General features: G+C 67.1%; 13 protein-coding genes and 1 tRNA gene. 13 read left to right on the forward strand and 1 reads right to left on the reverse strand.

Translation table 11 applies throughout. The features are described from left to right. Nucleotides 1–84: 84 nt before the first annotated feature. The 9 genes from ACIBO2_RS50250 (at nt 85) to ACIBO2_RS50290 (ending at nt 7962) form a co-directional block, all read left to right on the forward strand. Nucleotides 85–157 (forward strand) — tRNA-Trp (locus ACIBO2_RS50250). 73 nt (nt 158–230) lie between these two features. Beyond that, complete coding sequence (secE, locus tag ACIBO2_RS50255) at nt 231–476, forward strand: preprotein translocase subunit SecE (protein WP_357962191.1); 246 nt, start codon at nt 231–233, stop codon at nt 474–476. A gap of 66 nt (nt 477–542) precedes the next feature. Then, the gene (nusG, locus tag ACIBO2_RS50260) at nt 543–1325 is read left to right on the forward strand and encodes a transcription termination/antitermination protein NusG (RefSeq protein WP_357962188.1); all 783 of its coding nucleotides are present in this window, start codon (nt 543–545) and stop codon (nt 1323–1325) included. Nucleotides 1326–1467: 142 nt separating this feature from the next. Beyond that, nucleotides 1468–1899, forward strand: a complete 432-nt coding sequence (gene rplK, locus ACIBO2_RS50265) for a 50S ribosomal protein L11 (protein ID WP_358554776.1) — start codon at nt 1468–1470, stop codon at nt 1897–1899. Between the two features lie 132 nt (nt 1900–2031). Continuing rightward, nucleotides 2032–2751 (forward strand): 50S ribosomal protein L1, encoded by a 720-nt coding sequence (rplA, locus tag ACIBO2_RS50270; RefSeq protein WP_358554779.1) that lies wholly within the window; start codon nt 2032–2034, stop codon nt 2749–2751. A 788-nt stretch (nt 2752–3539) separates the two neighbouring features. Then, nucleotides 3540–4367, forward strand: coding sequence for a DUF1396 domain-containing protein (locus ACIBO2_RS50275; protein ID WP_357962179.1), 828 nt, complete (start codon nt 3540–3542; stop codon nt 4365–4367). Nucleotides 4368–4637: 270 nt separating this feature from the next. Next, entirely contained in the window at nt 4638–5162 is a 525-nt protein-coding gene (rplJ, locus tag ACIBO2_RS50280; protein ID WP_358554782.1) for a 50S ribosomal protein L10, read from the forward strand. 69 nt (nt 5163–5231) lie between these two features. Beyond that, entirely contained in the window at nt 5232–5621 is a 390-nt protein-coding gene (gene rplL, locus ACIBO2_RS50285) for a 50S ribosomal protein L7/L12 (protein WP_358554785.1), read from the forward strand. A 232-nt stretch (nt 5622–5853) separates the two neighbouring features. Continuing rightward, on the forward strand, nt 5854–7962 hold the full coding sequence (locus tag ACIBO2_RS50290; RefSeq protein ID WP_397304656.1) for an ArnT family glycosyltransferase: 2109 nt from the start codon (nt 5854–5856) through the stop codon (nt 7960–7962). A 315-nt stretch (nt 7963–8277) separates the two neighbouring features. Here the strand turns inward: ACIBO2_RS50290 and ACIBO2_RS50295 are convergent, their stop codons facing one another. Further along, a complete protein-coding gene (locus ACIBO2_RS50295; RefSeq protein ID WP_358554791.1) occupies nt 8278–8664 on the reverse strand; it encodes a nuclear transport factor 2 family protein in 387 nt (128 codons plus the stop codon). Nucleotides 8665–8769: 105 nt separating this feature from the next. Between ACIBO2_RS50295 and ACIBO2_RS50300 the strand changes: the two genes are divergently transcribed. The 4 genes from ACIBO2_RS50300 (at nt 8770) to ACIBO2_RS50315 (ending at nt 11903) form a co-directional block, all read left to right on the forward strand. Further along, nucleotides 8770–9324, forward strand: coding sequence for a TetR family transcriptional regulator (locus ACIBO2_RS50300; RefSeq protein WP_358554793.1), 555 nt, complete (start codon nt 8770–8772; stop codon nt 9322–9324). 148 nt (nt 9325–9472) lie between these two features. Then, the gene (locus ACIBO2_RS50305) at nt 9473–10474 is read left to right on the forward strand and encodes an ABC transporter ATP-binding protein (RefSeq protein ID WP_358554796.1); all 1002 of its coding nucleotides are present in this window, start codon (nt 9473–9475) and stop codon (nt 10472–10474) included. A gap of 440 nt (nt 10475–10914) precedes the next feature. Next, entirely contained in the window at nt 10915–11412 is a 498-nt protein-coding gene (locus ACIBO2_RS50310; protein WP_397304657.1) for a hypothetical protein, read from the forward strand. Next, nucleotides 11409–11903 (forward strand): hypothetical protein, encoded by a 495-nt coding sequence (locus ACIBO2_RS50315; protein ID WP_358554802.1) that lies wholly within the window; start codon nt 11409–11411, stop codon nt 11901–11903. Before ACIBO2_RS50310 ends, ACIBO2_RS50315 begins: the two co-directional genes overlap by 4 nt. Nucleotides 11904–12349: the final 446 nt, after the last annotated feature.

The following is a 12349-nucleotide window of genomic DNA, read 5'->3' on the forward strand; positions in this document are numbered from 1 at the left end:
ACTTTCGCCTGGTCGTACCGCCGCATGTCGACGTGCGGTTCGGTCCAGGCAGTGAGCTGATCAGGGTAGTGTGGTTGGCGACATAGGGCACTGGCGCAATTGGTAGCGCACCGGTCTCCAAAACCGGCGGTTGGGGGTTCGAGTCCCTCGTGCCCTGCGAGTGCGGTCCGCGCAATGGCGTGTAAGCGCGCCGCATACTGCGTTGGATACGACAGATTCAGGTGAGGACTGTGGCGATCGACACGCGCGGCGAGACCGCAGGCAAGCCTAGTGGCGAGAAGAAGACCCGCACCTCGCCGGCCCTTTTCTACCGGCAGGTAGTCACCGAGCTGCGTAAGGTCATCTGGCCGACACGCAAGGATCTCATCACTTACACCACGGTCGTTCTGGTATTCGTTCTGATCATGGTTGCGATTGTGTACGGGCTCGACAGTGCGCTCGGCTGGGCCGTTCTCCGCGTCTTCGGCGGATCCTGATCCAGACACCGACGGCGTCACCCGTACGGAGTCGCCATTCGATTCGACGAAAGAGGAAAAGTCACCGTGTCCGAATCTTCAGTGCCGGCGAACGAGTCCCACGAGGAGTGGGACACCGAGCCGGAAGAGGCCGCTGAGGCCACTGAGGAGACCGTCGACGAGCTCGACGCCGACGTCGCGGACAGCGACGAGGGCGACGAGGACGAGGTCGCCGACGAGGCTCCCGCAGTCGACGAAGACGGTGACATCCTGCCTGACGTCGACCCGGTCGAGGAGTTCAAGCGCTCGCTCCGGGGCCAGCTCGGCGAGTGGTATGTGATCCACTCTTACGCCGGCTACGAAAACCGCGTGAAGTCCAACATCGAGAGCCGCAACGTGTCTCTCAACATGGAGGACTACATCTACCAGGTCGAGGTGCCGACGCACACCGTCCAGGAGTTCAAGAGCGGTAAGAAGGTGCCGGTCAAGGAGCGCGTGCTGCCCGGCTACGTGCTGGTGCGCATGGAGCTGACCGACGAGTCCTGGGCCGCCGTGCGTAACACGCCCGGTGTGACCGGCTTCGTGGGCCTGTCCAACAAGCCGAGCCCGCTCAACCTCGACGAGGTCGCCAAGCTGCTGGCGCCGGAGCCGACCGAGGAAGCCAAGAAGTCCTCGGCCAAGACCAGCACCGGCCCGACCGTCGAGTTCGAGATCGGCGAGTCCGTCACGGTCATGGACGGCCCGTTCGCCACCCTGCCCGCCTCGGTCAGCGAGATCAGCCCCGAGTCGCAGAAGCTCAAGGTGCTCGTCTCGATCTTCGGCCGCGAGACCCCGGTCGAGCTGTCGTTCAACCAGGTCTCGAAGATCTAAGACGATCACGTAAGCTGATACGTCGTCCCCATGCACGTGGGGGTGAACCCAGGAAAATCGCTGCGTTGGTGAGCGTCCACCTGGGCTGCTCCCCACGACCGTGGGGGCACACCACCAAATTGTCAGGACCCGGAGAAGGAACATGCCTCCAAAGAAGAAAGTGGCTGCCCTCGTAAAGGTGCAGTTGCCGGCCGGCCAGGCCACGCCCGCTCCGCCCGTCGGTACCGCGCTCGGTCCCCACGGCGTCAACATCATGGACTTCGTCAAGCAGTACAACGCTGCCACTGAGGCCCAGCGGGGCAACATCATCCCCGTTGAGATCACCATTTTCGAAGACCGCAGCTTCACCTTCATCACGAAGACGCCCCCGGCGCCCGAGCTGATCAAGAAGGCTCTGGGCCTCGACAAGGGCAGCGCGGTCCCGCACAAGGAGAAGGTCGGCAAGCTCAGCCGCGAGCAGCTTCGCAGCATCGCTGAGACCAAGATGCCCGACCTCAACGCCAACGACATCGCGGCGGCCGAGAAGATCATCGCCGGCACCGCCCGGTCCATGGGCATCACCGTCGCCGACTAACACTTCCCGATCCGCGGGAGGGCCGTTCCCTGGCCCGAACCGCGATCCGTGGGAGAGCCGGTTTCCCGGCTCGTACCCACACCGATCAGTGGGAGGGCCGGCATCCGGCCCGCACACCACAAGGAGACAGACATGAAGCGCAGCAAGGCGCACAAGGACGCGTCGGCCAAGGTCGACCACGACAAGCTCTACGCGCCCGTCGAGGGCGTGAAGCTGGCCAAGCAGACGTCCACCACCAAGTTCGACGCCACTGTCGAGGTGGCGCTGCGACTGGGCGTCGACCCTCGCAAGGCCGACCAGATCGTGCGCGGCACGGTCAACCTCCCGCACGGCACCGGCAAGACCGCCCGGGTCCTGGTCTTCGCGACCGGTGACCGTGCCGAGGCGGCCCGCGAGGCGGGCGCCGACATCATCGGCGCCGACGAGCTCATCGACGAGATCGCCAAGGGCAACCGGCTCAGCGAGTTCGACGCCGTCGTCGCCACCCCTGACCTCATGGGCAAGGTCGGCCGTCTGGGCCGCGTCCTCGGCCCGCGTGGCCTCATGCCCAACCCCAAGACCGGCACCGTGACGCCCGACGTCGCCAAGGCCGTGACGGAGATCAAGGGCGGCAAGATCGAGTTCCGTACGGACCGGCAGGCCAACCTGCACTTCATCATCGGCAAGACGTCGTTCGACGAGCGCCAGCTCATCGAGAACTACGCCGCCGCCCTTGACGAGGTGCTCCGTCTCAAGCCGTCGGCCGCCAAGGGTCGTTACCTGAAGAAGGTCACCTTCTCCACGACCATGGGCCCCGGCGTCCCGGTCGACCCCAACGCCACCCGCGGCCTCACCGCCGAGCTGGACGCGTAGCGAAAAAGCCACACTTCTGGCACTTCTTCGCACCACACAGCCCTCGCCGACTCCGGCGGGGGCTGTTGTGTGTTCGGGGTCGCATGCGCGTGCGGGGGTTGCTTTGCGCGGATAGCGGCTTACGGGCGCCCGCGTCGCAGCCCCGACCACAGACCTCGGCCACAGGCCGCCCGCCAGACCCCCGATCACAGAGCCCCGGGCGACTCCCGGTCACAGACCCCCGATCACAGAGCCCCGGGCGACTCCCGGTCACAGACCCCCGATCACAGAGCCCCGGGCGACTCCCGGTCACAGACCCCCGCCTGCCAGATTCCCGGTCGCAGACCCCGGGTTACAGGCCGCCCGCCGAATCGCCGGCCACAGAGCGCCAGACCCTCCTCCACAGATCTCGCCCGCCACAGACCCCCGCCACAAACCCCGATAGCCGCACCCCCCGCCGCAGACTCCCGTGTCACGGGCGCCCGCCGCTGTGGGCGGGCCCCCGATGGGGTTCGCTGCGGTGCGGGCTTTGTGGGCGCCGCCGGTACAGCGTGCGCAGCGCGGGGGATAGTCCTTCGCGGGGCGTCTGCGAGCTCGATCTCGTACGGCGACCATGGGATCCCGGGTGGTGCGCGACCCGCCTGCGGCCGTACGGCGAAAAGAAAGATCAGAGCAGTTCGCACGGCAGAAGCCGAGGCAGAGAGCGTGGCGCGCGATCAAGGGGCGCGGGTCGGGGAAGACCCTGGGTTTTCCCTGAAAAGTCAGGGGAATACGCCATCACCGGGACACCGACACGTAGGGTTTAAATCATGCTGAAGCGCAGAATTTCCCTCGCTACCGCCGCGGCCGGTGCCGCCCTGGTCGCGGTCGCGGTTGCCGGTTGTGGAACGACCGCGCAGCCAATCCAGGTCAAGCTGGCGGCGTCCGAAGTGCTGACGCAGGCCGCGCAGAAGACCGCGGAGGTCACCAGCTACACCGTTGACGCCGTCGTCAACGTCAAAACCCCTCAGGAGGGGAACGGCAAGGTGCAGGGGCGGATGCTCTACCAGAGCAAGCCGCAGCTGGCCGTCGACCTCACCCTCGACACCCTCGACATGGGCGGTAAGGGTCTGCCCGGTGGGGCGCGCGCCGTGCTCCAGGGCGACGCCGTCTACGTCAAGGTCGAGGCGCTCAAGGAGCTCGTCGGGGCGACGAAGCCGTGGATCAAGGTGCCGCTGACCGATGTCGGCGGTCAGGATCAGATCAAGACGTACCTCGACCAGATCCAGCAGTTCGACCTGGCGGCCGTCACCAAGATGGTGACCGCGTCGCAGGACATCAAGGCGGCCGGCACCGAGACTGTCGGCGGTGTGGACACCACCCACTACAGCGGGACGTTCCCGGTCGACGCGGCGGTGCAGCAGCTGCCGGCCGATAAGCAGGAAGCCGCCCGCTCGGGTCTGGCCGAGCTCAAGGACATCAAGTTCGACATCTGGGTCGGCAGTGACGGCCTGCCTCGCAAGCTCGCCCTGAACGGTGAGAAGGAAGGCGCCACGCTGGACGCGACCCTGCTGTTCAAGGGGTTCAACGAGGCCGTCAACATCCAGACGCCGCCCGCCGACCAGATCGGTGAGCTGCCGAAGGGCACGACCAACTAACCGGATGCGGCGCTGAACAGCGTCGCCGACTGAGAGCGATTTGGAAACTCGGCGGCCAGGACGTACTCTGGTCGTTGCCGAAGACCGCCGGTCGTCGTCAGGTTCCTCAAGACCTGACGACCGAAGGATCCACAGTCTGTGGACGGCCCGCGCAGGTGTGATACGAGTTTCCTACACGGAGTGATCCGTGTGTGAGCCCCGTGTGCGCCCTGCGCCCGGGGCCGTTCTCATTTCTGGGCCTTCACCGGTGGCACATCTGGAAGGAGGCCCATGGCGAGGGCGGATAAGGCGACAGCAGTTGCCGAGCTCAGGAGCGAGTTCGAAGGCAGCGCTGCCGCCGTTCTGACCGAGTACCGCGGTCTCACCGTCGCACAGCTCAAGCAGCTGCGCGTCTCTCTCGGTGAGAATGCGAAGTTCGCCGTGGCGAAGAACACCCTGACTAAGATTGCGGCCAATGAGGCCGGTTACGCGGGTCTTAACGACCTGCTCGCCGGTCCGACCGCGATCGCCTTCGTCAACGGCGACGTTGTCGAGGCGGCCAAGGGTCTGCGTGACTTCGCCAAGGCCAATCCCCTTCTGGTGATCAAGGGCGGCGTCCTTGATGGCAAGATGCTGGACGCTACGGAGATCACCAGGCTCGCTGACCTCGAGTCCCGCGAGGTTCTCCTCGCGAAGCTGGCCGGTGCGATGAAGGCGAAGCAGAGTGCTGCTGCCGCCATGTTCGCCGCGCTGCCCACCAACATGGCCCAGCTGGCCGACGCCCTTCGCGCCAAGCGCGAAGAGGCGGGCGAGTAGTACGGGGATTGCCGCAAACCCCGCGGTCCCGTTCCTAGTTATCGCAAGATTCATACGGAGGAAACCATCATGGCGAAGCTCAGCACCGACGAGCTGCTCGACGCGTTCAAGGAGATGACCCTCCTCGAGCTTTCCGAGTTCGTGAAGCAGTTCGAGGAAGTGTTCGACGTCAAGGCCGCCGCCCCCGTCGCGGTTGCCGCTGCCCCCACCTCCGGTGGTGGCGAGGCCGCCGCCGTTGAGGAGCAGGACGAGTTCGACGTCATCCTCGAGGCTGCCGGCGACAAGAAGATCCAGGTCATCAAGGAGATCCGCGCCCTGACGTCCCTGGGCCTCAAGGAGGCCAAGGACCTGGTCGACGGCGCTCCCAAGAACGTCTTCGACGGCAAGGTCAACAAGGAGCAGGCGGAGAAGGCCAAGGCTGCCCTCGAGGGCGCCGGCGCTTCCGTCACCGTGAAGTAACACTTTCGAGGCATATCGCTCGAAGAGCATTACCGAATCGCCGGTTCCGGCGTTTCACCCCAGAAGGGGCGGCTGCACCCAGGTGCCGGGTGTGCCGCCCCTTTTGCATGCCCGGCTGTTGCTGCTTTGTGCCCGGCTGTTTTGCGCATCGGGCTGTTACCGCCGTACAGAGCTCACGAGATTCTCATGGTCGTCTCATCGCGTGGCGAGAGGCCGTGCTTAGCGTTCGAGTGTGTTCAAGGATGCGCGTGTCAGAGATCGATGGGCGTTGGCCGGGCTGCTCGCCGCCACCGCGGTGCTCTACATATGGGGGCTGAACGCCTCCGGATGGGCGAACGCGTTCTACTCGGCTGCCGTACAAGCGGGCACCCAGAGCTGGAAGGCGTTCTTCTTCGGGTCGTCCGACGCGGCCAATGCCATCACCGTGGACAAGACGCCGGCCTCGTTGTGGCCGATGGAGCTCAGCGCCAGGATCTTCGGGCTGAACTCATGGAGCATTCTCGTGCCCCAGGCGCTCATGGGCGTGGCGACCGTGGGCGTGGTCTATGCCGCCGTACGCCGCCGGTTCCCCGCGTGGGCCGCGTTGATCGGCGGGGCGGTGATGGCGGTTACGCCGGTGGCGGTGCTGATGTTCCGCTTCAACAATCCGGACGCGCTGCTGGTGCTGCTGCTGACCGTCGCGGGCTACTGCGTGGTGCGGGCCCAGGAGAAGGCGGGGACTCGGTGGCTGGTGCTGGCGGGGGCGTGCATCGGGTTCGCGTTCCTGGCCAAGATGCTGCAGGCGTTCGTGGTGCTGCCGGGGTTCGCGCTCGTCTACCTGATCACGGCTCCGACCACGCTGGGGCGGCGACTCTGGCAGCTTGTGCTGGCGGGGGTGGCCATGGTGGTGTCGGCCGGATGGTGGCTGGTGGCCGTGGCGCTGGTGCCCGCCGCCGACCGGCCGTACATCGGCGGCTCCCAGACGAACAGCGTCCTGGAACTCGCGCTCGGCTACAACGGCATCGGGCGGCTGAACGGCGGCGACTACGGAGGGCTCGGCAACCTCAACCAGCAGGCCGGCTGGTGGCGGATGTTCGACACCGAGGCGGGCGGGCAGATCTCATGGCTGCTTCCGGCGGCGCTGGTGCTCCTGGCGGCCGTGGTCTGGCTGACGCGGGCAGCGCCACGGACCGATCCTGTACGGGCCCAGGCGGTTGTGTGGGGGAGCTGGCTGGTGGTCACCGGGCTGATCTTCAGCCTGATGCAGGGGATCTTCCACGCGTACTACACGGTGGCGCTGGCTCCGGCGATCGCGGTGCTGGTGGGTTCGGGGGTGGCGCTGCTCTGGGAGCGCCGGGCTCACCGGGCGCTCGCGCTGGCTGCGGCCGTGACGGCTGGGTGGGGGTACGTCCTGCTGTCGCGTAGTTCGGAGTGGAATTCCTGGTTGGGGCCGATTGTGCTCGTTGCTGGGCTGGCGGCGGCTGTAGGTCTGCTGATCGTCGGCCGTCAGGAGGAGGGGCGGGCGGTTGTGCCGTCCGAGGGATCGGGGAGCGCGCCGGTCGCGGAACCTGTGGGTGTGCCGTCTGTGGAATCTGCGGGCGTGCCGTTGGCGGCGCGTGGTTGGTGGTCGCGGCGGGCGCCGGGGATTGTCGCCCTTGTGGCGGTCGTGGTGTGCCTGGCGGGGCCGACCGCGTACGCACTGGACACCGCCACATCCACGCACACCGGTGCGATCCCTACGGCGGGCCCCTCTACGGGAGGGTTCGGCGGACCTGGAGGGTTCCGGCGCGGCGGTGGGGGCCCCGCGGCGATGGGACCGGGCGGCTTCGGTGGCTTCGGCGGCGGCCAGCCGGGTGGTACCGGTGGCACTGGGCGACCTGGCGGTACCGGGGGGCAGCCGGGCGGCACTGGTGGTGCTGGGAGGCCGGGCGGAATGGGGGCCGATGGGTTCGCTCGTGGTGGGCGGGGAGGCGGTGGGATGGGTGGGTTGCTGCAGTCCGCCACCCCCAGCGCCGAGCTGACCGCCTTTCTGAAGAGCAACGCCACCGCCTACAGCTGGGTCGCCGCGACCGTGGGCTCGAACAACGCCGCCGGATACCAGCTCGCCACGGGCCAGCCGGTGATGGCGGTGGGCGGCTTCAACGGGACCGACCCCGCGCCGACACTCACCCAGTTCAAGCAGTACGTGGCCGAGGGGAAGATCCACTACTTCATCGGTGGCGGGATGGGCGGTGGAATGCGTGGCGGGGCCAGTACCGGTGGCAGCAGTGACGCGGCCGAGATCGCCGCGTGGGTACAGGAGACGTACACGGCTGCTTCTGTCGGCAACGCCACGGTCTACGACCTCACCGTCGCCAAGTGACCGTACGGCCTCAGCCCTGGCGAGTCCCTGGGTGGTTCGTCCCACGACCGTCTCGATCTCTGTGACGGCCCGTAGTGGGCGGGGGTCCCTAGGAGAGATACCCCCTCCGGGGGATGGGAAGGGGACGGTCCGTGGTGGCGGGGGCCCATGAGGCTGGCCCCTCCCAGGGAGCGTAGAAAGCCGGTTCGTTGTGGCTGGGGTCCTTGGGAGAGGGGCCCCTTCGGCAGACCGGAGGGGGCCCCGTGGTGGCTGTGCCCCCGTGCGGGGTGCCCCTTCAAGAGCGCGGATACCTGGCGAAGGTCCGTGGAGACTGCGCTAGGCGGCGCGGACGCGGGCGACGGCGCTGGTGTCCATGTAGTCGCGCGCGTGGACGATCAGGCCGTCCCTGACCCGCAGGATCACTAGGCCCGGCACCGTCAGCTCCTGGTCGGCCACCGTGACCACCGTCTCTTGTTCCGCCACGATCACCTCCGGGTCGGTGGTCTGGCGGATGGTCACGTCGCGGATCTCCTTGACCAGGGCCTTCATGGCGCCCCACATCATCGTGTACCCCGCCCTGATCTCCTCCCGGCCCTTGAACGGCGGCAGTCCGCCGAACGGGAACTCGTGCAGGCCGTCCTCGGCATAGAGATCGGCCAGTTCGTCGGCCGACTTGTGGAGCATCGCGGCGTGGTAGGCGGCGACGACATCGGTGGTGGACATGGGGGCCCCATTTCGCTCAACGGAGGTTGACTCAACGAGCGTAGAGCGAAATGTGACGAACGGTCAACGCCTGTAGAGTGAGCAACGACTGTCAAAGGGGGCGGCGTGACCGAACGGGCGGAGCGGCGTCGCAGGACCGAGCGGCGGATCTTGGAAGCGGCCAGGAAGCTCTTCGCGGACCTGGGATTCGAGCGCACCACGATCCGCGCGGTGGCCAAGGCGGCCGAGGTCGATCCCGCCCTCGTCATGCAGTACTTCGGCAGCAAGCAGGACCTGTTCAGCGCGGCGGTGACCGTGGCCCCGGCGCCGGTGGCCAAGGGCGATGCCGACGATCTGGTCGAGCAACTCATCGGGAGTCTCGGCCTCAAGATGGGGGAGTTGCCGCAGAGCTCCCTGGCCATGATGCGATCGATGCTCACTCACCCGGAGGCGGGCGCGTCGGCGCGGGCCGTACTGAGCCGGCAGATCCATCAGGTCGGCGAGTCGATCCCCGGCGGCGATGCGCGACTGCGGGCGGCGCTGATGACGACGATCATGCTGGGCGTGACCGTCGGCCACCAGCTGCTTGAACTTGACGAGTTGCGCGAAGCATCCCAAGCGGACATCGCGCGGGTCCTCCGACCGGCTCTGAGAGCGATTGCCCAACCCCAGGCCGAATAGAGGCCGCAGCGCCCGTTGCTGGACTCCTCGTCTCATAACCGGGCAGTAACAAGTTATTGGAACTGGTTCCAATTCCCTTGCGCGCCGCTACGGTGATGGCAGTCTTGTGGTTGAAGTCACATTACTCTTTGCGCATGGAGGGTGACCCGTGGGCGTCGAAGTCGTGGTCGACGGGCTGACCAAGTCGTTCGGGCGGCAGGTCATCTGGGAGGACGTCTCGCTCACCCTGCCCGCGGGCGAGATCTCGGTCCTGCTCGGGCCCTCCGGCACCGGCAAGTCGGTCTTCCTCAAGACCCTGGTCGGGCTGCTCAGGCCGGACCGCGGCCACATCTGGATCGACGGCTACGACCTGGCCAACTGCAACGAGAGCAAGCTCTACGAACTGCGCCGGCTGTTCGGTGTGCTGTTCCAGGACGGCGCCCTGTTCGGCTCGCTCAGCCTGTACGACAACATCGCCTTCCCGCTGCGCGAGCACACCAAGAAGAGCGAGTCGCAGATCCGCCAGATCGTGCTGGAGAAGATGGAGCTGGTCGGCCTGCTCGGCGCCGAGATCAAGCTGCCGGGCGAGATCTCCGGCGGCATGCGCAAGCGAGCCGGGCTGGCCAGGGCGCTGGTGCTCGATCCCGAGATCATCCTGTTCGACGAGCCCGACTCGGGTCTGGACCCGGTACGGACCGCCTATCTCAACCAGCTCATCGTCGACCTGAACGCCGAGATCGAGGCGACCTTCCTGATCGTCACGCACGACATCAACACCGCCCGTACGGTGCCCGACGACATCGGGCTGCTGTTCCGGCGCGAGCTGATCATGTTCGGGCCGCGCGAGATGCTGCTGTCGAGCGACGAGCCGGTGGTCAGGCAGTTCCTCAACGCCAGGAAGCACGGGCCGATCGGCATGTCGGAGGAGAAGGACGTCTCCGAGCTGGAGGCGGAGGCGCAGCTGGGCCACGACCCCGGCTCGCTGCCGCCGATCCCGCCGCAGCTGATGCCGAGCGGCAACGGGCTCCGCCGTACGCAGCGGCCGCCTGGCACCTGGCTGGCGGCCAACGGCGTCATCCCGCCCCAGGGCTCCTTTGTCGACGATCGCGGGCGCAACTGGCTGGAAGAGTACCCACGCCTGATCAACGCCCATCTCAACGGCGTCCGATAGATCCCGGTGGGCCGCGGGCGGTCTGGACCGGTTGGCCGTCAGACCGGCCGAGAGCCGTCAGACGGCCCAATGCCAACCGGCCAAGCGCGCCAGACCGGGGCGAGCCGCCAGGCGGGCTGAGAAGGCGCTTTCCCGGACCTCGGTGACAGAAATGGCCGCAATGCCGCGCCGCGCCCCCAACGGGCCTCAGAGGGCCGCCTGAAGGGCGTTCGTCAGGCGCTTGCCTGCCGGAGAGGCCGGAGACGGCGACGCGGTGCTCACCCGGCAAGAGGCGATGACGATGCCCGCCCGGCAAGAGGCGATGACGATGCCCGCCCAGCAAGAGATGACGGCAGTGCTCGCCCGGCAAGAGTGGGTCCTATGTCGCCTCTGTTGTTTCCCGGGCTCCGGGAGCGGCCGGCGGGTTACCATCCAGCAACCAAGCCGGGAGGTGAGCAGACGTGGACGAGCCGGCCCGGCCACCCCGCGTCCTGACCGGCGTGCTCGTACTGCTGGTGGTGCTGCTCGGCGCCGCCGTGGTGTTCCTTCGCGGGCAGGACCTGGCCGAACAGGCCAGGGCGGATGATCGGCGGGCCGCGCTGGAGGCGGCGGGCACGCACGCGATCAACCTGGTCTCGCTCGACTACAAGACCGTCGACGCCGACATGGGGCGCATCCTCGCCACCTCCACCGGAGTGGCCCAGGAGGAGTACAAGGCGGACGCGGCAAAGCTCAAGTCCACCACAGTGGCGAACAAGGTCGTCCAGCACGGCGTGCTCCGGGCCACAGGGCTGGTGTCGATGACGGAGCTGACCGCGAGAGTGCTGGTCGTGGCGGACGTGGAGATCCGCTGGGAGGGCTCCAAGACCCCCAAGCAGGAACGGTTCTACCGCTGGTCGATGGACGTGACCAAGGCGAAGGGAGTCTGGCTGGTGTCGAGGGCGGTGCAGGTGGTGTGAGGGCGGTCACGATCGCGCTGCTGGTTCTGGTGCTCGGGCTCGGCGCCACCGCAGGGGTGTTCTGGTACGACGCCCACGCCATCCGCGCGGACGAAGAAGCGGGGCGCCAGGCCATGGCGGCGGCCCGTACGGTGGCGCCGGACCTGCTGTCATACGACTACCGGACGGTCGAGCAGGACCTGGCCCGGGCGGCCGAGCACACAACGGGCGAGCTCACCGAGCACTACAAGAAGCTGTCGGCCACCCTGGCCGCCAAGGCCAAGGCGGAGAAGACGGTGCGGACGGCGGCCGTCGCCGACGTGGGTGTGGAGCGCGCGGAAGGTGATCGAGTAGAGGTTCTATTGTTCGTGAACACGGGTACGGTCAGGGAGATCCCCGGCAAGGCCGAACCACAGCAACAGGTCAGCCAGGACCGGGCCAGGCTCGTCATGATCCGGCAAGATTCCCGCTGGTTGGTGGCCGAGCTGTCGACCTTGATCGGCACTGCTTGAGTCATCGGGCGCGTCCCCGAGGTCAATTGTTACCAAAAATAAGGTTTAGCGAAGCCCAAGTACTGGGTACCTCAGTCACAGCTACACCGGTTGTCGGCATGGGTTCGACCCTCGGTGTGACGGAGCGTTAACCGTCCCCGTTCGCGGGTATCGTCTTGGGCCTGACGGTAGGCGTCCGATCACGCTGGGGAGAAAACCCAGCGTCCGGCCCCTAGGTCGGCGGAAAGTCGGGCTTGCGGGCTTGACGTTTCCGCTCGAACGGGCGATGCTGCGACCAACGTGGAGCATGCAGCGAGAGTGAAGTGGACAGGCGTGTGCCGTTCGGCTACACTGCCCCTTTGCGCTGCCCTTTGACGACCCGCTCCGCTTGCTCACGTTGCGAGGTTGTCTGGCGTGCGTGTAGTCAGTCCGCCGCGAGCCCTCGGAAGGACATCTGTTGGCAGCCT

This window comes from Nonomuraea sp. NPDC050022 (genome assembly GCF_044460705.1).
GTDB lineage: Bacteria > Actinomycetota > Actinomycetes > Streptosporangiales > Streptosporangiaceae > Nonomuraea.